Source organism: Kitasatospora sp. NPDC097605 (genome assembly GCF_040302725.1).
Classification (GTDB): domain Bacteria; phylum Actinomycetota; class Actinomycetes; order Streptomycetales; family Streptomycetaceae; genus Kitasatospora.
This window is the reverse complement of the sequence record NZ_JBEOSF010000026.1, coordinates 19,358-41,246: the sequence shown is the minus strand read 5'-3', so window position 1 is coordinate 41,246 and position 21,889 is coordinate 19,358. Positions and strand designations below refer to the sequence as shown.

The 21,889-nt window shown below is 76.1% G+C and carries 13 protein-coding genes; all 13 read left to right on the top strand.

Annotated elements, in window-relative coordinates:
* The first annotated feature begins 18 nt into the window (after positions 1-18).
* The 13 genes from ABTX81_RS26190 to ABTX81_RS26130 all read left to right on the top strand — a co-directional run bounded on the left by ABTX81_RS26190 (position 19) and on the right by ABTX81_RS26130 (position 21,882).
* The gene (locus ABTX81_RS26190; protein ID WP_350549994.1) at positions 19-1,962 is read left to right on the top strand and encodes an ATP-binding protein; all 1,944 of its coding nucleotides are present in this window, start codon (positions 19-21) and stop codon (positions 1,960-1,962) included.
* On the top strand, positions 1,953-2,303 hold the full coding sequence (locus ABTX81_RS26185) for a hypothetical protein (protein WP_350549992.1): 351 nt from the start codon (positions 1,953-1,955) through the stop codon (positions 2,301-2,303). The genes ABTX81_RS26190 and ABTX81_RS26185 overlap by 10 nt, the downstream gene beginning before the upstream one ends.
* Positions 2,300-8,479 (top strand): eCIS core domain-containing protein, encoded by a 6,180-nt coding sequence (locus ABTX81_RS26180; protein ID WP_350549989.1) that lies wholly within the window; start codon positions 2,300-2,302, stop codon positions 8,477-8,479. Before ABTX81_RS26185 ends, ABTX81_RS26180 begins: the two co-directional genes overlap by 4 nt.
* A 29-nt stretch (positions 8,480-8,508) precedes the next feature.
* Positions 8,509-9,099 (top strand): HEAT repeat domain-containing protein, encoded by a 591-nt coding sequence (locus ABTX81_RS26175; RefSeq protein WP_350549987.1) that lies wholly within the window; start codon positions 8,509-8,511, stop codon positions 9,097-9,099.
* Entirely contained in the window at positions 9,092-9,751 is a 660-nt protein-coding gene (locus tag ABTX81_RS26170; protein WP_350549984.1) for a CIS tube protein, read from the top strand. Before ABTX81_RS26175 ends, ABTX81_RS26170 begins: the two co-directional genes overlap by 8 nt.
* Complete coding sequence (locus ABTX81_RS26165) at positions 9,748-10,101, top strand: LysM peptidoglycan-binding domain-containing protein (protein ID WP_350549981.1); 354 nt, start codon at positions 9,748-9,750, stop codon at positions 10,099-10,101. The genes ABTX81_RS26170 and ABTX81_RS26165 overlap by 4 nt, the downstream gene beginning before the upstream one ends.
* Positions 10,094-11,251 carry a hypothetical protein gene (locus tag ABTX81_RS26160; RefSeq protein ID WP_502892863.1) on the top strand — a complete coding sequence of 386 codons (1,158 nt, stop codon included), beginning with the start codon at positions 10,094-10,096 and terminating at the stop codon, positions 11,249-11,251. The genes ABTX81_RS26165 and ABTX81_RS26160 overlap by 8 nt, the downstream gene beginning before the upstream one ends.
* 65 nt (positions 11,252-11,316) lie before the next feature.
* Complete coding sequence (locus ABTX81_RS26155) at positions 11,317-11,826, top strand: phage baseplate assembly protein V (protein WP_350549979.1); 510 nt, start codon at positions 11,317-11,319, stop codon at positions 11,824-11,826.
* 13 nt (positions 11,827-11,839) lie between these two features.
* Positions 11,840-12,172, top strand: coding sequence for a hypothetical protein (locus ABTX81_RS26150; RefSeq protein ID WP_350549976.1), 333 nt, complete (start codon positions 11,840-11,842; stop codon positions 12,170-12,172).
* Positions 12,169-12,576, top strand: coding sequence for a GPW/gp25 family protein (locus ABTX81_RS26145; RefSeq protein WP_350549975.1), 408 nt, complete (start codon positions 12,169-12,171; stop codon positions 12,574-12,576). Before ABTX81_RS26150 ends, ABTX81_RS26145 begins: the two co-directional genes overlap by 4 nt.
* Positions 12,573-15,869 (top strand): putative baseplate assembly protein, encoded by a 3,297-nt coding sequence (locus ABTX81_RS26140; RefSeq protein WP_350549974.1) that lies wholly within the window; start codon positions 12,573-12,575, stop codon positions 15,867-15,869. The genes ABTX81_RS26145 and ABTX81_RS26140 overlap by 4 nt, the downstream gene beginning before the upstream one ends.
* Entirely contained in the window at positions 15,866-19,654 is a 3,789-nt protein-coding gene (locus ABTX81_RS26135) for a putative baseplate assembly protein (protein WP_350549971.1), read from the top strand. Before ABTX81_RS26140 ends, ABTX81_RS26135 begins: the two co-directional genes overlap by 4 nt.
* On the top strand, positions 19,651-21,882 hold the full coding sequence (locus tag ABTX81_RS26130) for a hypothetical protein (RefSeq protein WP_350549968.1): 2,232 nt from the start codon (positions 19,651-19,653) through the stop codon (positions 21,880-21,882). Before ABTX81_RS26135 ends, ABTX81_RS26130 begins: the two co-directional genes overlap by 4 nt.
* The last annotated feature ends 7 nt before the right edge of the window (positions 21,883-21,889 follow it).

The following is a 21,889-nucleotide window of genomic DNA, read 5'->3' as shown; positions in this document are numbered from 1 at the left end:
CCGCAGAAGGGGGGAGAGATGAGCACGCGCCGAAAGCAGGGCCGCGACGGCCCGGTGGACGAGCCGCACCGGCGGGCGCTGTCGGCCGCGGTCGCCGCCGTGCTCGACCGGGTCGACGCCCACGCGGCCGGCCGCACCGACGACCGGCCGCCTTCCGGCGAGCCCGCGCGGCCCGCCACCGCCCTGGACGCCCTCACCGCCGACTTCGGGCTCACCCCGTTCGAGCGGGACGTCCTCGTCCTGGCCGCCGCGCCCGCGATCGACCCCACCGCCGCCGCCCGGTGCGCCGCCGCGAGCGGCGACCCCGGGCGCGGGTACCCGACCTTCTCGCTCGCCCTCGCCGCCCTGGACCGGCCGCACTGGAGCGCGCTCACCCCGGTAGGCCCGCTGCGCCGGTTCCGGCTGGTCGAGCTGGACGACGAGACGGCGCTCACCACCTCCCGGCTGCGGATCGACGAACGGGTGCTGCACTTCCTGGTCGGAGTGCCCTACCTGGACGCGCGGCTGCACGGCCTGCTCACCCGGATCGGCCCGCCCGGCGAGCTGCCCGGCCCGCACGAGCGCTGCGCGGCCGAGCTGGCCCGGACGTGGACCGAGGCCGGGCCGGCCGGCCCGCCGCACACCGAACTGACCGGCGCCGACCGCCGCACCCGCTGGGAGATCGCGGCGGCCGCCGCCCACCACGCCGGGCTCGGCCTCTACGCCGCGCACCGCGAGGACCTGCCCACCGAGCCCGCCGAACGCGAGCGCCTCGCCCGGCTCTGGCAGCGCGAGGCGATCCTGATCCCGGCCGCCCTGCTGGTGGAGGGCGGGGAGCGCCCGCAGGCCCCGCACGGCACGGAGGCCTTCCTCACGAGCCTGGCGGTGCCGCTGGTGGTGTCCGGCGACGAGCCGCCGCCCTCGGACGTCTCGGACCGCGCCCGGCTGACCGTGCCCCCGCTCGGCCCCGAGGAGCAGCTGGCGATCTGGGCCACGGCGCTGGACGGCGCACCGGGCCTCGCCGAGGGCGACCTCCGCGCGCTGGCCGCGCAGTTCTCGCTGCCCGGCCATGTGATCCGCTCGGCCGCCGCCACCGCCCGGCGGGCGGCCGGCGGCGGCCGGGACATCAGCCCGCTCGCCTGGCACGCCGGACTGACGGAGGCCCGGATGTCCCTGGACGAGCTGGGCCGGCGGGTCGAGCCGCGGGCCGGCTGGGAAGACCTCGTGCTGGCGGAGCACCAGCGCGCCACGCTGCGCGAGATCGTCGCCCACGTCCGCCGGCGCGGCACGGTCTACCAGGAGTGGGGCTTCGAGGCGGTGCTGCGCCGCGGCCTCGGCGTCACCGCGCTGTTCGCCGGCGGGTCGGGCACCGGGAAGACGCTGGCGGCCGAGGTCGTCGCCGGACAGCTCGGGGTGGACCTGTTCGTCATCGACCTCTCCCAGGTGGTCAGCAAGTACATCGGCGAGACCGAGAAGAACCTCCGGCGGGTCTTCGACGCGGCCGAGCGCGGCGGCGCCCTGCTGCTGTTCGACGAGGCGGACGCGCTGTTCGGCAAGCGCAGCGAGATCCGGGACAGCCATGACCGCTACGCCAACCTGGAGGTCAGCTATCTGCTGATGCGGATGGAGGCCTACCGGGGCCTGGCCGTGCTCACCACCAATATGAAGAAGGCGCTGGACCCGGCGTTCATGCGGCGGATCAGGTTCGTGGTCGACTTCCCGTTCCCGGGGGTGTCGGAGCGCGCCGAGATCTGGCGGCGGGTCATCCCCGAGCGGACGCCCAGCGCGGGCCTCGACCCGGAGCGGCTCGCGCAGCTGACCGTGACCGGTGGCTCGATCCGCAATATCGCGCTCTCCGCCGCCTTCCAGGCCGCCGAGGAGGACTGCCCCTTGCAGATGCGGCACCTGCTGGCCGCCGCGCGCACCGAGTACCTGAAGCTGGAGCGCTCGCTGACGCCCTCGGAGGTCGGCGGATGGATCTGACCAACGGGCTGAGCGAGGGGTTGGGCGAGGGGCGGCGGGCCCCTGAGACCGGACGGATCGAGGTCGAGATCGGCGAACTGGTCCTCGACGGCTTCGCGCGGATCGACCACGACCGGCTGACGGCGGCGTTCCGGAGGGAGCTGACCCGGCTGGTCGAGGCGCGCGGCGTGCCGCTGGCGACCGGCGGCGACCGCGAGCTGGACCTGCTGCGCGGGCTGCCGCCGCTGCCGGCGGGCGCCTCCCCGCAACGGCTCGGCGAGGCGCTCGCCCGCGCCGTGCACGCCGGGCTGTCCGGCGGCGGCCGGCCGCCGGACCGGGGACGAGGACGGGGGCGGACATGACCAGACCCGCCGCCACTGCCGCCGCCTCCTCGAAGGACACCGCGCCGGACGCGGCCAAGCGCAGGACGCGCACGCCGAAGGCCCGCACGCCCGAGCCGAAGGAGATCGTCTCCGGCGCCGGCCAGCCGCTCGACCCGGGCCTGCGCCGGGAGTTGGAGGCGCGGCTCGGGCACGACCTCAGCCGGGTCCGGGTGCACACCGACCGGGACTCCGCCGCGCTGACCGAGCTGATCGGCGCGGACGCCGTCGCCGTCGGCCCTGACCTCTTCTTCGGCGAGGGCAAGTACCGCCCGGCCGCCGAGGACGGCCGACGGCTGCTCACCCATGAGCTGCTGCACACCGTCCAGGCCCCGCACCCGCTCGGCGCGCTGCGGGCCGGGCGCGACCTGGGCGCGGTCAGCCTGCCGCAGGACGCGATCGAACGGGAGGCGGAACACGGCGCGCGGGACGACCGGCCGGCGGCGACGACGCCGGGGGCCACCCCGGGCTGGCTCCGGTACGCGACGGTCGACGCCGACCGGTTCCGCACCGAGCGGCTCGATCCGGCCACCCTGGTCGACCGGCTGGCAGCCGGCATCCTGCGCTCGCTGCGCGGCGACCCGACCGACACCTCCGGCCGGGTCCGCCTGCAACTCGCACGCTTCGCCCCCGAGTTGCAGGCCTCCGTGCTGGACCGGCTGGCGGACCGATTGCCCTCCTCGGACTACACCCGGGTGCTGGAGCTGGTCGAGGCCGCGGAGCACCGTCCGGCCGATCTGGACGGCGCCCTGACGCCCGCGCCGGTCACCGAGGCCACCGGCACCGGCGAGGCCGCAGAGCACACCGGCGACGAGCACGAGCAGGCCGACGACCCGGCGCACCAGCAGGGCGCGGGCGGCGCGGGCGGCGCGGGCCAGGACGAGGAAGCCGGACAGCCGAAGCCGCAGCAGGACGAGCAGCCGGCACCACCCGCCGAGGACGCGGCCGGCCCGAAGGCACCCGAAGCACCGCCCGAGGCGGCCCCCGACACGGCCCCCGAGGCGGCACCGGAGGCGGCACCGGACGTACCCGCCGCGGCGGAGGAGCCCGCCGCGCCGCCGACCGTACCCGTCACCGGCGCGCCCGGCGCCGGGCAGCCGGACGCCGCCGCCCAGCCCTCGGCCGGGACGACGCCGCAGGAGCCCGCCGCCGCACCGACACCGCAGCCCGCGCCGGTCGAACCCGAGCGCCTGGACGCGATCGCGCAGGCCCCGGACAGCCCGCTCACCCGTCACGGGCTGCTGGACGGCGACCGCCCGCAGGACGACGTCCGGGACGAGGAAAAGCCGTTGGGTCTGGAGCCGGACGCGGACGCCGAGGTCCACGACGCCCCGGACCCGGCCCGGGACCGCCCACCGCAGGCGGAGGCCGCCGCGCCGGAGCTGCGGCCCGGGGACTTCCTGCCGTCGTCGGACCCCGAGGTGTCCGACGTCCCGACCGTCGACCGGATCCCGCTGTCGGCGAACGCCTCGAACGCGCCGGACGCCGAGGCGCCGGCGCTCCCGGAGCCGCCCGCGACCAAGGCCGAGCAGGTCCAGGAGGAGCGGGAGGGCCGGCCGGAGACCGACGAGGAGCCGGCGGCGCCACCCGAGCCGGCTCCCGACGCCCGGACCGGGGAAGCCGGGGAGCCCGCGGAACCCGAGGAGGCCGAGGAGCCCGAGGAGCGGACCCCGGCCGTCGAGCCCACCGCCCCGGAGCCGCCGCCGGACCGGCAGGAGCAACAGCCGGCGGCACCTGCCCAGGAGACCCGGGAGGCCGAGCCCGCGCCGTCACCCGAGCCCGCCCTCCCGGAGCGCACCGCCGCCGACCCCACCGCCGGACCGGTCGACGGCGAGGCCCCGGGCGGCGCACCCGACGCCGCGCCCGGCGCGGCACCGCCCGCCGCCACCCCCGGCCCGGCGGCCGAGCAGACCGACACCCCGGCCGGACTCGCCGCCGGGCCCGCCCCGGACGCCTCCCTGGAGACCGGCGGCGGCGCCTGCGCGGGCCCGCCGCAGCCCACCACCGAGGCGGAGCCGGGCGAAGCGGGCGCCCCCGGCGGCGGCTGCGCGGGCGGGGCCGGAACCGGCGCCCCGGGCGACGCGGCCCCGGCCGAGCAGCAGGCGGAACAGGCCCCGCCCGATGTCTCCGCCCAGGACCCGCAGAGCGCCCTCGCCACCGCCGCGAGCCTGCCGCCCGACCGGATGGCCGCCACCCTGGACGGCGTCGACGGCTCGGTGGACCGGACAGTCGGCGAGCAGCACGCCCGGCTGCAGGCGGACCCGCCGGCCGTCCAGCGGCCGTCCGGCGCCCCACGGACCCGCTCAGGCCCGCCCGAGGCCGCGCCGCCGGCCGAGGCGGTGACCGAGCGGCTGGAGCGGGTCGGACCGGCGGGCGCGGACGGCGCGCGGCCGCAGGCCGAGCGGAAGGAGGTGGCGGGCCGGAATCCCGGCGAGCGGGTCGCCGCGCCCCATGTCGCCGACGACGCGGGCGGCCAGGTCTCGCCGCAGGAGGTGCAGCGGGTCCAGGGCGCGCTGGACGGCGTGCCCTCGACCGACCCGGCGCTGAACACCACGGTCGGTCAGGCACCCAGGGTCGAACTGACCGGCGAGAGCGATCCGGCGCGCACCGACGCGCAGGCGGCGAAGCTCAAGGACAGCTCCACCAGGATCCTCGGCGTCGGCCGGGAGGACGCCGCCAGGCCGATGGGCGAGGACGGGATCCACCCGGACGTGCCGGCGGAGACCCTGACCGCCTCCGTCCCGGGTGGCGGTGACGGGCGCGGCGGCGGGCGCGGGGGCGCCGCCACCGGCCGGGCGGCCGATGTCGCGCCGGGCATCGGCCTGGTGACCCAGCAGGAGCGCGGCCCGCAGATCCGGGCCGCGGTCGGCGAGGGCCGGAGCCGGCTGGGCTCCGCGCAGGCCCGGCAGCAGCAGGACGAGACCGAGGCGCGCCGGGGGAACCAGGCCGAGATCGACCGGGAGGTGGCCGAGAACGCCCAGGCCCAGGCCGGCGAGCGGGGCGACGCCGCGGAGCGGGTCCGGGCCGAACGCGGGCAGTGGCGCGTCGAGCAGGACCGGACGGTGTCCGGCGCGGACCGGGACGCCGACGCCGAGCACCGGGACAAGTCCGGCCGGATCGACCGCAGGCGCACCGAGACCGACCGGGACGTCGAGGACCGCCGGCAGCAGGACAACCGGAAGATCCAGGACAAGCGGCGGGAGGCCGAGGAGAAGGCGCAGCGGGAGAAGGACCGCAAGAAGGAGGAGTCCGAGGGCTGGTGGGGCTGGGTCAAGTCCAAGGTCAAGGCGGCCTTCGACGCGCTGGTCGAGGCGGTCACCAAGGTCTTCGACTACTTCCGCGGCCTGGTCAACGCCATCATCGACGGCTTCCGCACCTTCGCGAACTGGGCGATCGACCAGGCGCGGAGGTTCGCCGTCGACCTGATCACCAGCCTCGCGGACGCGCTGATCAGGATCTGTGACGTCCTGCTGGCGGCCTTCCCCGAGCTGCGCGACAGGTTCCGCCGGCGGATCGAGGAGTGGCGCGACAAGGCCGTCGCCAAGGTCAACGCGTGGGCGGACCGGCTCAAGAACGCCGTCAACAAGCTGCTCGACGTGCTCGCGGCCGGGCTGAACGCGCTGCTGGACGTGCTGGAGGCGGGGCTGAAGGCCGCGGTCGAGGCGGTCCGCCGGGCGGTGCTGGACGCGATCGACTTCGTGCGGAAGGCGATCGCGGTCTTCGGCGAGTTCGCGATCCTGATCGGCGACATCGCCGCCGACCCGGGCGGGTGGCTGCGCAAGCTCGGCACCGCCGCGGTCGACGGGGTCCGGCTCCACCTGTGGGGTGCGATCAAGCGCGCGGTGCGGCAGTGGTTCGACGAGAAGGTGGAGTCGGTCGTCGGGCTGACGTCCACCCTGGTCGGCGTCCTGGTCAAGGGCTGTATCTCGATGGCCCGGATCGGCCGGATGGCCTGGCAGGCGATCGTCGCCGCGCTGCCCGGGATGATCGTCTCGATCGTCGTCGAGAAGCTGGTGTCGCTGATCGTGCCGGCCGCGGGCGCGATCATGGCCATCATCCAGGGGCTGGTGGCGGCGTGGAACACCGTGAGCCGGATCGTCGCCGCGATCGGGAGGTTCGTCGCCTTCCTCAAGGCGGTCAAGTCCGGATCGGCCGCCTGTCTGTTCGCCGACGCGGTGGCGGCGGGCGTGGTCGCGCTGCTGGACTTCATCTCCAACTTCCTGCTCGGCAAGCTCAAGGCGGCCGGCAAGGCGGTCGGCAGCAGGCTCAAGGGGATCGCCCAGCGGATCCTGAAGGGCCTGGCCAGGGCCGGCCGGGGCACCCGCAAGGCGGCCGGAAACGCCGTCAACCGGGCCCGGGCGGGCCTGCGCCGGGCGACCCAGGCGCTCCGCCGCCGCCCCTCCCCCGGCCGGACCCCGCCCGGCCGGAGCGGACCCGCCCGGCAGACCGTCGGCCACCCGGAACGCCACCCGGAACGCCGTCCGGATCGCCGTCCGGAACGCCGTTCCGAAGGCCGCACCGACCCCCGCCGGACCGCCGGCGCCGGACGCCCGCGCCGCGAGGTCACCCGCCCGAAGCCCGCCGTGCCCCGCCGCCCCGGCTCCGCCGTCGGCCGTGCGCTCAACGCCTCCCGGCAGACCGTCAGAGCCGCCCTCCACCGGGTCCGGGGCGCCGCCCGCGCCCTCGGCCGCCGGCTGCTCGGCAGCCGGCTCGGGCGCGCCCTCACCAGCGGCGCCCAGCGCATCCGCGACGCCTACCGCAGGCAGCGCGAGCGCCTGCGCGAGTGGCAGCGGAAGCGCCGTCAGCAGCGCGCCGAGCGCCGTCAGCGGGAGAACTCGCCGCAGGCCAAGGACCAGCGGCTCGACCTGATCGTGGCCCGTCTGCGGCCCCGGCTGGCACGGCTGCTCGGCAAGGGGGTCCGCCGGCAGGTCCTGAGCGCCGTGCTGCGGGCCCTGCGCGCCTGGTACCGGCTGACCGGGCTCGAACTGACCGGCCTGCCGCGGTTCGTGGTCCGCGCGCTGCTGAACCCGGAACGGGTCACCGTCGCGGGGGTGGAACTCGACCGCGAGGAACTCCTCAAGTACATCCGCCAGGTGGCGAAGGAGGTCCGGGACTCGAAGCGGCACGTGGAGAACGCCGAGAACATCGGGTACGACGAGCAGAACCGCCGGATAGCCGCCGGCGACCGGGTGGACTCGGTGTCCCTGGCCAACAAGTTCCGCACGCTGGCGTTCCCGGACTGGAGCTACCAGACGGTCGAGGGCCCGAACGGCGCGACCACCGGTCTCCACCAGGGGAAGAACAGTCCACGCAATCAGGTGGCCAAACCGCACGGCAGCGCCGAGGAGAGGCTCGGCGAGAAGTATCCGGAGATGTTCAGCGGGATGCCGCCGGCGGAACAGCAGAAGACCGCCCGGGTGATGCTCGCCGATCTGGGCGGGGGCCCCGCGCCGCAGGGCGAGGACGCCGTCCCGGAGCGCAGGAGGCTCTTCCTGCACACCCTCGGCGCCGTCGAGCACAACCGGGCGCCCAGCGACGTGGTCTACCGGGCCATGGCCTACAAGGTCGCGACGGAGGACGCCGGCAAGTTCAACCCGAAGCAGCGCGCCGCCGGACTGACCGGCCTGGACAAGGCCTTCAACAAACTGCCGCTGGCACCGGACAAGGCGCAGTCGGCGGCCCGGCAACTCGATCTCGCCTTCGCCTTCAAGGACTTGAGCGCCAAGAAGCCCGATGCGGCCGTGTTCGCCACGCGCATGCAGGAGCTCGCGGCGGCGGAGGGACTGCGGCTGAGCGAGCTCGAAAAAATGACCGGCACCAGCCAGGCCCGCTTCCTCACGGCCCAGGGGATACCGGCCAGGGAACGCCGGGCGGTCCGGAAGGTGATCAAGGACGAGAACGCCACCGAGGCGGAGCGGGCGGCGGCGCACGCCAAGGTGGAGTCGTGGAAGCAGTCCTACGTGGAGCACGCCTGGGGGAAGGCCGCCCGGGACAAGGAGGTGAAGGTCACGCCCGCGGCCGATGCCATGGCCGAGCGCGAGGTGGCGTTCCTCCAGGCCTGGGCCGCGACGCTCGAACTCGACTTCGCCGACGAGGGCGGCAAGGACGCCCTGTTCGCACACATCCGGAACCACATCCGCACCATCTACGGCCTCTGAGGCCCGGAACAGACAGGAAGGGAGGCCGCATGGCCGTCGGACCGTACGTGGGTCGTCGCCTGATTCTCCGCGACTCCGTGGACAACGCCGAGATCCGGGCCTTCGCCGAGGCCGAGGGATGGGCCTACCAGGGGGACATCGCGCGGGATCCGGCGAGCCACGCCTTCTACGAGGCGAAGTGGTCGCTGCCCGGCGGACTGTCGGCCCACTACGTCGCGGACGAGTTCATCGACGCGCGGTACCTGGTGGTCACGGGCGACGACGACACGCGGGTCCAGGCGGCGTCGGCTCGGGTGGAGGCCGCGCTCGACGTCCGGAGCGTCGACGAGCTGGAGGCCGACCTCGACGTCCGCGCCGACCCGTTCGAGCGGGCGAGGTCCGTGCTGCTGCTGGGCGCCGGCTCCCCCAAGCGGGCGGTGGACTCGGTGGTCACCCGCGTGCTGGCGGCGGTGCGGCACCGGGACGCCCGGGTCCGCCGGGCCGCCGTGCAGGCCATGGTGTACGCCGAGTGGCCCGAGTACCGGGAGCCGCTGGCGGACCTGCTCACCCAGGAGACGGACCCGGAGGTCGCCCGCCAGGCCGGGATCGCCCTGCGGGTGCTGGAGGAGGGCCATGAGTAGCCCGCCCCTGGGTTACACGGACGCCCCGAGGCCGGTGCGGTCCGGGCTGGTGATCGTCGATCCGCAGCGCGGCACGCCGCAGCGGATCATCGTGCTGCAGTTCAACCCGGACAGTCTGGAGCGGTCGCTGGCCCCGCAGGTGGCGGGGGCGGACGGGAGCGGGGACCGGACCGAGGCGCTGCGGCTCAAGGGGCCGGCCGTGGAGAGCTGGAAGTTCACCGCGGAGCTGGACGCCACCGACCAGCTGGAGCTGCCGGCCCCGAACGGCATCCATCCGCAGCTGGCCACGCTGGAGTCACTGGTGCAGCCGGCCAGCGCGCAGCTCAGGGCCAACCAGGCGCTCGCCGCGCTCGGCACCCTGGAGATCACGCCGATCGAGGCCCCGCTCACCCTGTTCACCTGGGGCGGCAAGCGGATCCTGCCGGTGCGGCTGACCGAACTCACCATCACCGAGGAGGCGTTCGACATCGACCTGAACCCGATCAGGGCCGCCGTCGCGATCGGCCTGCGCGTCCTGACCGTCAGCGATCTGCCGACCGGGCACCGCGGGGCCGAGCTCTACCTGGCGCACCTGGCGCAGAAGGAGCGGCTGGTCGGCGCGGCGGCCGACGGCCGGCTGAGCGCGCTCGGTCTGGGCGGGGGGCTGCGATGACCGCCGGCCACCCGCTCGACGCGCTGCCCGCGCCCTCGCCGTACCCCCTGACCAGCCGGTACCACGGCGTCCCGGTCGCGGTGCGCACCGAGCCGGACGGGCGTCAGGTGCCGTATCTGCGACGGCGACTGCTGCCGGACCCGGACGGCCTGACCCCGCTCGCCGAGCACACCGTCGGCGCCGGCGACCGCCCCGACCTGCTCGCCCACCGGTACCTCGGCAGCGCCGACCGGTGGTGGCGGATCGCCGACGCCAACCCGGTGCTGGACCCTCGGGAGCTGACCGCGACGCCGGGCCGGCGGATCACCGTCGCGCTGCCCGGCGCGGTCCCGGGGGTGGGCCGTGCCTGAGGTCGCGGCCGTCACGGGCGACGGACCGATCGGGTCGATCCACCTCGGCCTGCTGATGGGGCCGCAGATCCCGGTGCCGGTGCCGCAGCCGGTGACCGATGCCCTGCTGTCCGCGCAGGTCACGGTGGCGTCCGGACAGCGCAGCGGGTTCCAGCTGGCCTTCGACCTGTCGAAGCGCGGGCTGATCGACACCGCGCTGCTGCCGGGCGGCTTCTTCGACCCGAAGATCAGGATCGTGCTGGTGGTGACGGTCACCGGCACCCCGACCGTGCTGATGGACGGTGTGATCATCCGTCAGGAGGTCGGTATCAGCAACCAGCCCGGCCAGTCCACCCTCACCGTCACCGGCGAGGACCTGACGGTGCTGATGGACCTGGAGGAGCAGGCCGGGGTGCCCTTCCCCGCGATGTCCCCGGCCGCCCGGGTCGCCGCGATCATCGCCAAGTACGGGCAGTACGGCATCGTCCCGCTGGTCATCCCCGAGCTGGTGCCGCAGACGCCGATGCCCACCCGGCGGATCGACTTCCAGAAGGGCACCGACCTCGGGTACGTCAACGAGCTGGCGAAGGCCAACGGCTACGTCTTCTACCTTGAGCCCGGCCCGGTCCCCGGGACGAGCCGCGCCTACTGGGGGCCGGAGAACCGGCTCGGCGTCCCGCAGCACGCGCTGAACGTGAACATGGACGCGCTGTCCAACGTCGACCAGCTCACCTTCGCCTTCGACGGGACCGCCCGCGAGGAGCCGGAGGCCCGGATCCAGCTCCCGGCGACCAAGGTGTCCTCGGTGCTGCCGGTGCCGGAGGTGAGCATCCTGCGCCCGCCGCTCGCGCTGCGGCCCGCGCCGGCGCTGAAGAAGAAGGTGGTCGCCGACACCGCCAAGAAGGACAACACCCAGGCGGTGGCCGAGATCATCGCCCAGGCGATGCAGTCGGCGGACGCCGTCTCGGGCTCCGGGCAGCTGGACGTGGTCCGCTACGGCCGGGTGCTGCGGCCGCGCGAGCTGGTCGGCGTCCGCGGCGCCGGGCTCACCTACGACGGCCTGTACTTCGTCAAGAGCGTCACCCACAACCTCAGGCGCGGCTCCTACACCCAGAACTTCACGCTGACCCGGGAGGGCCTGATCGCCCTCCAGCCGACCGTCGTCCCGTAGCACCGAAATCCCACCGCACCTACGTCCCACCGCACCTACGTCCCACCGAAGTCAGGAGTGCCGGCATGGCCGAACCGACCCGCTACCTCGGCAAGTTCCGGGGGACGGTGGTGAACAACGTCGACCCGCTGGGGATCGGCCGCATCCAGGCCCAGGTGCCCGACGTGCTGGGCGAGGCGGTGTCGAGCTGGGCGATGCCGTGCTTCCCGGTGGCCGGTCCGGGCATGGGCCACTACGCTCTCCCGCCGGTCGGAGCCGGGGTGTGGCTGGAGTTCGAGCAGGGCGACCAGAGCTACCCGGTCTGGACGGGCTGCTGGTACGGCTCCGCCTCGGAGGTGCCGGTGGAGGCGACCACCGGCCCGCCGGGCGCGCCGAACGCGGTGCTGGAGACCACCGGGCGGCGGGTGATCGTGCTGTCCGACGACCCGACCACCGGGATCACCCTGCGCACACCCGGCGGGGCCTCGATCGTGATCAACGACTCGGGCATCCGGATCAGCAATGGCCAGGGCGCCTCGATCTCGCTGGTCGGCGCCACCGTTTCGATCAACCAGGACGCCCTGAGCGTGACCTGACGGGGAGAGTCTCGTGCCCGGAAATCTGCTGCACGTCAACGCGACGGTGACCTGCCCGCACGGCGCCCAGGCGACCGCCCGGCCCGTCCAGGCCCGGGTGCTGGTCGCCGGCCAGGCCGTCACCAGCACCGCCGACCCGTACACCGTGACCGGCTGCCCGTTCACCGTGGCCGGCAAGCCGCAGCCCTGCGTCACGGTCCGCTGGGTGGTGCCCTCGGCCCGGATCCGGGTGAACGGCTCCCCCGCGCTGCCGCGCTCCGCCGTCGGGCTGTGCCAGAGCGCCGAGCAGGTCCCGCAGGGGCCGCCGATCGTGACCGTGGTCCAACAGCGGGCGGAGGGGACATGAGCGGCACGGGGTACCCCGGGAACCGCGCCGAGCCGGTCCGGACGGACCTGGCCTTCCCGTTCCGGACCGACAGCCGGGGGCGCACCGCCGAGGCGGCGTACGACGACCATGTGCGGGACCTGATCGAGCAGTTGCTGTTCACCGCGCCGGGCGAGCGGGTCATGCACCCGGACTTCGGCTGCGGGCTGCTCGACCTGGTCTTCGCGCCGAACAGCCCGGAGCTGGCGGCCACCCTGCAGCTGTCCGTCCAGGCGGCGCTGCAGCAGTGGCTCGGCGATGTGATCGAGGTGGCCTCGCTCGACGTGACGAGCGAGGAGAACGTGGTGCGGGTCGAGCTGGCGTACCTCGTGCGCCGGACCGGTTCGCGGCGGCAGGACGTGTTCGAGGGCGGGGTGGCGGCATGACCGGGCGATCCGAACGACCGACGGCCCGGTGCGGGACGGAGCCGCGCCGCGCCGATGTGCGCGCGGCGCACCTGCTGGGCCTGGACGGCGCCGAGGTGGGCGACGACGGGCGCACGCTGGACGTCACCTTCCTCGGCCGGGCGCCGGACGGGCTCGGCCCGGAGCACATCCGGATCGACGGCGGCCGGCGGATCACCGGCCTGCGCGCCCTCGCGGTCGACGTCGAGCGCGCCGACGACCCGGAGCTGGACGACCGGATGCGCATCACCCTGGACCGCGCCGGCGACACCTCCCGCTACCGGCTGACGGTGGTCGAGGCGGACGCCCACGGCCGCCCGGGTACCCGCCCGTACCCGGGCTTCGACCCGAGGTACGCGAGCGCCGGGTTCTCCTTCGGCCTCGACTGCCCCTCCCCCTACGACTGCCGCACCGAGGAGAGCTGCCCGCCCGCCGTCCGGCCCGCCCCGGTGATCGACTACACCGCCCGCGACTACGAGAGCCTGCGCCGGCTGGTGCTGGACCGGATGAGCCTCACCGTCCCCGGCTGGACCGAGCGGCACCTGCCCGACCTCGGCATCACCCTGGTCGAGCTGCTCGCCCACACCGCCGACCAGCTCTCCTACCACCAGGACGCGGTGGCCACCGAGGCCTACCTGGACACCGCCCGCCGCCGGGTGTCGGTGCGCCGGCACGTGCGGCTGATCGACTACGCGATGCACGACGGCTGCAACGCCCGGGCGTTCGTCACGCTGGCGGTGGACCGTCCGCTCATCCTGCGCCGCGGCGGCTTCCGCTTCGCCGCCGTCGACGTCGGCCGGCTCGGCCCGCAGGATCGCCCGGAGCTGTCCACGGTGATCCCGGACGAGGAGCTGGACGCGCTCGCCCGGACCGCCGCCGTCGAGGTGTTCGAGCCGCTCGGCGGGGCGGACCTGGTGCTGCACCCCGCGCACAACACCATCCGGTTCTGGACCTGGGGCGGCCAGGACCGGGTGCTGCCCGAGGGCGCGACCGGCGCCACCCTGCGCGACGACTGGCGGGACGACCCGCACGACGACCCCCACGGCGACAACCCGCACGGCGACGACCCGCACGACGGCCACCACGGCGATGGCCGGCCGGAGACCAGCCGGCCGCAGCCCCGGCCGCAGCCCCGGCCCCGGAGGCTGGCGCTGCGCCCCGGCGACCTGCTGGTCATCGAGGAGGTGCTCGGCCCCCGCACCGGCGCCGCCGCCGACGCCGACCCCGCGCACCGCCAGGCCGTCCGGCTCACCTCCGTCACCCCCCTGGTCGACGAGCTCTACGACCAGCCGGTGGTCGAGGTCGCCTGGGCACCGCAGGACGCGCTCACCTTCCCGGTCTGCCTCTCCGCGCGCGGCGGCGGCGACTGCGAGCCGATCACCGACGTGAGCGTGGCGCGCGGCAACGTCGCCCTGGTCGACCACGGCCGCTCCCTCACCTTCTGCGGCGGCGCCCCGGAGACCTTCGCGGTGCCGCCGGAGCCGGTCCGGGTGCCGCTCTGCGAGCCGGACGGGTGCGACTGCGCGGACCGCACCGAGGGCAGCCCCGCCGCGGAGGCGATCCACGCGCTGCTCGACCGGGCCAGGACCGGCCGCCACCTCGGTCCCGAGCAGGTCCGCGAGCTGGACGCGCTGGTCGGCGAGGCCGCCGTCCGGCGGGCCGGGCTGAGCGTCCTGCTCGCGCCCCGCGCGGGCGCGGAGGGCCCGGACGGCGCGGGCGCCGTGGTCGAGCCGCCCACCGCCGACGCCCAGGCCGCGGCGCTGGAGACGCTGCTCGACCAGACCCGCTACCCGGTGCTGCCCCGGCCCTTCCGCCCGCTGCTGAGCCACGCCCCGGTCACCCAGGCGGCCGCCTACCCGGATCCCGGACACGTCTGCGCCGGACAGGCCGAGCTGCTGGCCGCCGTCCCCGAACGCGTCCGGGAGCGGCTGGAGGAGCTGTGGCACCGGACGAGCCGGGGCCACCACCACCTCTCCCGCGCCGAACTCGCCGAACTGACCCTGCTGTTCGGCGCCCGGGTGGTGCACGAGCTGCGCCTCGCCGAGCGGCCCGCCTCCGGGCTGCGCGAGCTGCTGGCCCGCCGCACCCGGTTGCTCGCGGCCAAGCTGCGCCGGCTGGAGGTGCTCACCGCCCGGGCCCGCTCCGGCACGGTGCTGCGCCGGTCCGCCGTCTGGGAGGTGGCCCAGAGCTGGGGCGCCCGGTACGCCGCCGGGCTCGACCCCGACTCCCCCGCGCTGGCCGGCCCGGCGAGCGCGATCGCCGTCCAGGACCCGCGCACCGCCCTGCCCGCCGTCCGGGCCGGCGCCGACGGACAGGAGTGGACGCCCCGCCGGGACCTGCTGGCCGACGGCCGGCGCGACCGGCACTTCGTCGGCGAGCTGGAGGACGACGGCCGCCTCGCGCTGCGCTTCGGCGACGGCCGCCACGGCCTGCCGCCCCGGCCCGGCGCGGAGCTGCGGGTCGCCTACCGGATCGGCGACGGCGCCGCCGGGAACGTGGGCGCGGAGGCCATCAACCACCTGGTGGTCTGCCGGGACCACCCCGACCGGCCGCGGCCCCGGCCGCAGGACGCACGCGCGGTGCGGCTGGTCCGCAACCCGCTGCCCGCGACCGGCGGCACCGGACCCGAACCGCTCGACCAGGTCCGGCAGGCGGCCCCGCTCGCGCTGAGCCGCACCCGGCTGCGCGCCGTCACGGCCGCCGACTACGCGGAGCTGGCCGCCGGCCTGCCGGGCGTCCGGCGGGCCGCCGCCGAACTCCGCTGGACCGGCAGCGGCCAGGAGGCGCACGTCGCCGTCGAGCCGTACGGGCGGGCCACGGCGGACACCGCCCTGCTGGCGGCGGTCGGGCAGGGCCTGGAGGCGTACCGCCGGATCGGCCACGAGCTGGTGGTCCGCCCCGCGCTGCTGGTGCCGCTCGACCTCGAACTGCGGATCTGCGCCGCCCCCGGCCACCAGCGCGGCCATGTGCTGGCCGAGTTGCGCCGGGTGCTGGGCAACCGCGCCCTGCCGGACGGGCGCCCCGGCTTCTTCCACCCCGACGCGCTGGGCTTCGGCGAGCCGGTGCGGGTCTCCCGGCTGGTGGCCGCGGCCGCCGCCGTGCCGGGCGTGGTCAGCGCCCGGGTCACCCGGCTGCGGCGGCAGTTCGGGCGGGACGACGGCGAGCCGGCCGAGGGGCTGCTGCGGCTCGGCGCGCTGGAGATCGCCTGTTGCGACAACGACCCCGACCGGCCGGAGCACGGCCGGCTCTCGCTCGTGATCGGAGGCGGCCGATGAACGGCCAGTGCACCTGCGGCTGCGCGGGCACCGCGACCGCGACCCCGGCCCCGCTGTTCAACCCGCCCGGGCTGGACGCCATCGGCTACCGGGTCGGCCGCTACGGGCAGTTCCTCGACAGCCTGCTCGCGCGGCTGTCCGCCCCCGCCTACCCGGCGCTGCGCGAGCTGACGGTCCGCACCCCGGACGACCCGGCGATCGCGCTGCTGGACGCCTGGGCCGTGCTCGCCGACGTGCTCACCTTCTACTCCGAGCGGATCGCCAACGAGGGCTATCTGCGCACCGCCACCGAGGAGTCCTCGCTCGGCCTGCTCGGCCGGCTGGTCGGCCACCGGCCCCGGCCCGGCGTGGCCGCCGACACCTACCTCGCCTACACCCTCGACCACGACCCGCGGGCCGTCGAGGACCCGACCGTGACCGTCCCGCGCGGCGCCCGCAGCCAGAGCGTCCCCGGCCCCGGCGAGGACCCGCAGTCCTTCGAGACCGCCGAGGACCTCGCCGCCCGCCCGGCCTGGAACGAGCTGGCCGTGCTGCGCCGCCGCCCGTACCAGCTGACGCCCGGCCAGCTGAACCCCGGCGGGCGCGCCGAGCTGTTCGCCGCCGGCACCGCCAACAACATCAGGCCCGGCGACCGGCTGCTGTTCGTCTTCAGCGCCGACCGGGCCGCCGACCCGGTCCACCGGGTGCTGCGGCTGGTGCCCGAGGTGCGGCTGGACCGCGAGAACGACGTCACGGTGATCGGGCTGCCCCGGGACCTGCGCACCCTCAAGGACCTGCGCGCCGAACTGGCGGACTGGATCACGGTCTCCGCGCACGCGCCGAACCCCCGGCCCGGGAACGGCCGGATCGTCCGGGAGTTCGACGCCCAGGTGCTGGCCCCGCTGCGTGCCGACCTCGACCTGCCCTCCGGCCCGCTGGGCACCCCGGCCGACTTCGCCGAGCGGCTCGGCCCGGTGATCGCCCGGGCCGCCGAGGCCGCCGAGCTGGCCCGCTCCCAGCGGCCGGTGGCCGCGTGGTTCGGCCGCCTCGGTGACGAGCTGACGGGTCTGCGGGAGCGCGCCCACCAACTGGAGCCGCCGCAGGCCCCCGACCGGCCCGAACCCGACCCGGACGGCCCGGACAGCCCGGGTGGCCCGGACGGCCCGGCCACCGCCGACCCGGCCGTCCGCGGGCTGGGCTCGCTGCTGGCCGCGCTGCGCAAGGCCCCCACCCGGCCCCCGCTCAGCGCCAGGGACCTCGCCCGCGACCCGCAGCGCCTCTTCGCCCCCGGCTCGGACCTCGGCGCGCAGCTGCTCACCGCGCTCGACCCCCGGCTGCGCGAGGGCCTCTACCCCGCCTGGCGCCGGGTCGACCTGACGGTGCCGCTCGCCGTGCACGAGATCCAGGCGATGCGGGTGGTGGCCACCCCGTTCGGCGCCACCGCGCCACTCAAGCCCGTCTACGGCGCCGACGGCCGGATCGACCGCTATGTGGACTGGCCGCTCTCCGGCAGCACGCTGATCGGCGTCCGGGTCACCTTCGACGCCACCGGCACCGTCCCCGCCACCGCCGACTTCACCTACGTCGAGGCCGGCAGCCTGCTGCACAGCGGCTTCTCGCTGCCGTGGGACCACACCTTCCCGTTCGGGCCCGGCCAGGTCCAGGTGGTGACCACCGAACCGCCGCCGCCGGACCCGCACGCCTCGGCCCGGCCCGGGCCCGAGCGGGAGCCCGGCGTCAGCGCCCGATTCCTGGCCAAGCTGCCCGAACGCACCGTCCTGGTGTCCCGCCCGCAGGCCGACGGGCGCGTGCACGTGAAGGTCGACGGCGGGCCCGGCCCCGCGCTCGACCACCACCTCGACCCGGGCCAGGAGACGACCGGCGAGTCCGGCGAGCTGAACGTCCGGGTGCACCGCTACGCCGCCACCGAGCAGTCCCCGCCCGCGGTCGAGGTGGTGTTCACCACCAAGCTGCAGCCGGTCTCCGGCACCGTCCTCACCCTCGACGCCGTCTACGACCAGATCGCGCCCGGCAGCTGGGTGGTCGTCCAGCGCCCGCGCAAGGGGCTCGACGGCGGCGTTCCGGGCGGCCGCGACCTCGCCGAGGTCATCACCCGGGTGACCGATGTGCGGGTGATCTCCCGCGCCGACTTCGGCATCACCGGGAAGGTCACCGAGCTGTCCCTGCAGCAGCCCTGGCTGGACGACCAGGACACCCAGCTCTCGCACATCCGCGACGCCACCGTCTACGCCCGCGGCGAGCCGCTGCGGCTCGCCGACGAGCCGGTCACCGAGGACGTGCACGGCGACCGGATCGAACTCGCCCGGCTCTACGACGGGCTGACCCCCGGCCGGTGGGTCGTGGTCGGCGGCGAGCGGACCGACATCCCCGGCACCACCGGTGTCCGGGCCACCGAACTCGCCATGATCGCCGGCGTCGGGCAGGGCGTCGACCCCCGGCTGCCCGGGGACACCGTGCGCACCACGATCACCCTCAGCGCCCCGCTCGCCCACCGCTACCGGCGCGAGACCGTCCAGGTCCTCGGCAACGTGGTCCGCGCCACCCAGGGCGCCACCCGCGACGAGGCGATCGGCAGCGGCGACGCCGGCCTCCCCGGCCAGCGCTTCGCCCTCTGGCAGTCGCCGCTCACCTGGCTGGCCGCCGACACCCCCCGGGGCGCGCGCAGCACCCTGGAGGTCCGGGTCGACGGGATCCGCTGGCACGAGGTCGACAGCCTCGCCGGACACGGCCCGGACGACCGGGTCTTCGTCACCGCGATCGGCGCCGACGGCCGCACCACCGTCACCTTCGGCGACGGCGTGCACGGTTCGCGCCTGCCCACCGGCCGGGAGAACGTCCGCGCCCGCTACCGGGTCGGCATCGGCGAGTCGGGCAACGTCGGCGCCGGCCGGATCACCCAGCTCACCACCCGCCCGCTCGGGGTCTCCGCCGTCGTCAACCCGCTGCCCGCCACCGGCGGCGCCGGCCCGGACGGACCGGGCCTCGCCCGGCAGACCATCCCGCTCGCGGTCACCGCCCTGGACCGGCTGGTGTCGGTCCCCGACTACGAGGACTTCACCCGCTCCCGGGCCGGTATCGGGCGCGCCGCCGCCACCCGGCTCTCGGACGGCCGGCGGGAGCTGGTGCACGTCACGGTGGCCGGGGTGGACGACATCCCGCTCACCGCCGACTCCGACCTGGTCCGCACCCTGCGCTCCGCGCTCAGCGCCTACGGCGACCCGAGGCTGCCGGTCGAGGTCGCGCTGCGCGAACTCGTCCTGCTGGTCCTCGCCCTGAGCGTCAAGGTCGACCCGGACCACTCCTGGGAGGTGGTCGAGCCGGCGCTGCGCCACGCCCTGCTCGACCGCCTCGGCTTCGCCGGACGCCGGCTCGGCCAGAGCGCCCACCTGTCCGAGGTGCTCGCCGCCGCCCAGGCCGTCCCGGGCGTCGACCGGGTGGACGTCGACGCCTTCACCGGCGTGCCCGGCAGCCTCACCCCCGAGGGCCTGGAGCACCTGGCCGAGCAGCTCGTCCGGCCGCAGCCGACGGTCCCGGCCAGGCTCGCCCGCTTCGACGAGCAGCGGTACCGGGTGCGGGACCCGGCCGGGGAGACCCTCACCGACATCGCCGCCCGCCACGGCATCCCGCTCGCCGAGCTGCTGCGGCTCAACCCGGCCGTCACCGACACCCGTCCGCTGCCGGCCGGCCGGGTGCTGACCGTCTTCCGCGGCATCCGTCCGGCCCAACTCGCCCTGCTGGCACCGGATCTGCCCGACACGTTGATCCTCAAGGAGGTCCGCGCATGACCGAGCCCAGTGAGCGGGACCCGGACGGACTGCTGGAGCTGCTGCCGCGCTGGCACCGGCTGCGGGACGCCGAGGCGGGCGAGCCGCTGCGCGCCCTGCTGGCCGTCGTCGCCGAGCAGGTCGACATCGTCCGCGCCGGCATCGACCAGGGCTACCGGGACTGGTTCGTGGAGACCGCCGCCGACTGGGCCGTGGCCTACCTCGGCGACCTGGTCGGCTACCGGATCCTGCCCGGCTACGAGGAGGTGCTCGCCACCGGCCTGCACGGCGGGGCCTCCCCGGAACGGGCCGCGGCCCGCGACCGGCTGGCCGCCCGGCTGGCGCCGCGCAGGGACGTCGCCGACACCGTCGCCGACCGCCGGCGCAAGGGCACGCTCGCCCTGCTGGAGGAGCTGCCCGCCTCGGTCGCCGACTGGCCGGCCCGGGCGGTGGAGCTCTCCCGGCTGCTCGGCGCCACCCGGCCGGTGCGGCTGCCGCGCCCCGACGAGGAGCCGGCCGGCCAGCGGCGGCCGGTCCGGGGCCGGCTGGTCGACGTCCGGCGCGGCGCGGCGCTGGACCTGCTCGGCGGGCCCTTCGACGAGCAGGCGCACACCGCCGACGTCCGCCGGGCCGCCTCCGCCCGCCGCCAGGGCGGCTTCACGCCGGCCGGTGTCGCGGTGTACGTCTGGCGGCTGAAGCCGTACTCCGTCACCCGGGCGCCGGCCTACTGCGTCGACCGGGCCAGGAACCTCTTCACCTTCTCGGTGCTCGGGAACGACGCCCCGCTGTTCACCCGGCCCGAGCCGGAGCCGTCGGCCACCCACCTCGCGGCGCTCGACCAGGTGCCGGCCGCGATCCGGCGCCGCCAGCTGGCCGAGCGGATGGCCGACTACTACGGGCCCGGCAAGAGCTTCGCGATCTGGCGCGACGGCGCCCAGGAGCCCGTCCCGCCCGCCGAGATCACGGTGGCCGACCTGAGCGGCTGGGCGTACCGGCCCGGGCGCGGCCAGGTCGCCGTGGACCCGGTGCTCGGCCGGATCGCCTTCGGCGCCCGCACCGCCCCGCGCCGCGGCGTCTGGGTCGACCACCACTACGCGTTCTCCGACGACACGGGCGGCGGGGAGTACCCGCGCGACCGCCCGGAGGCCCGGCACCGCACGCTCTACCGGGTCGGCCCCGGCCAGCGGTTCGAGCGGATCAACGAGGCGTACGAGCGGTGGCGGGCCGACCAGCGGACCGGCGAGGCGGGGGGCGCCGCCGTCATCGAGATCACCCACAGCGGGGCCTACCAGGAGCAGCTGGACTTCGACCTGGCGGCCGACGACCGCCTCGAACTGCGCGCCGCCGAGGGCACCCGGCCGGTGATCCGGCTGCTCGACTGGTACAGCAACCGGCCGGACGCGCTCAACGTCCGGGGCGTCCACCCGGGCGGGCGGCTGGTCCTGGACGGCCTGCTGATCACCGGTCGCGGGGTCAACGTCACCGGTCCGCTGGCCTCCGTGACCCTGCGGCACTGCACCCTGGTGCCGGGCTGGTCGCTGGAACCGCACTGCGAACCGCACGCGCCGCAGGAGCCCAGCCTGGTGCTGGACCACACCACGGCCTGCGTCCGGATCGAGCGGTGCGTCCTCGGCACCGTCCAGGTCGTCGGCGACGAGGTGGACACCGACCCGCTGGAGATCCATCTCGCCGACAGCGTCCTGGACGCCACCGGGCCGGAGCGGCCGGCGCTCTCCGGGCCCGACTGCGCACCCGCCCACGCGCTGCTGCACGCCCACCGCTGCACCGTGGCCGGCGAGGTGCACACCCACGCGGTGGCGACCGCCGAGGACTGCGTCTTCACCGGGCGGCTGCGGGTGGCCCGCCGCGCGCTCGGCTGCCTGCGGTTCAGCTACGTCCCCCCGGGCTCGCGCACCCCGCGCCGGTACGCCTGCCAGCCGGACCTGGTGCGCTCGGCGGTGGACGAGCTGGTCGAGCGCGGCGAGCTGGACCCGGCGCGGGCCGCCCGGCTGCGCGAGCTGGAGAGCGCGCGGGTCCGTCCGCTGTTCACCAGCCTCCGCTACGGCACGCCCGGCTACGGCCAGTTGGCCGCCGGGTGCGCGCCGGAGATCACCCGCGGCGCCGAGGACCGCTCCGAACTGGGCGCCTTCCACGACCTGTTCCAGCCCCAGCGCGAGGACAACCTGCGGGCGCGGCTGGCCGAGTACGCGCCGGCCGGCACCGACGCCGGTGTCTTCTTCGTCACCTGACCGACTC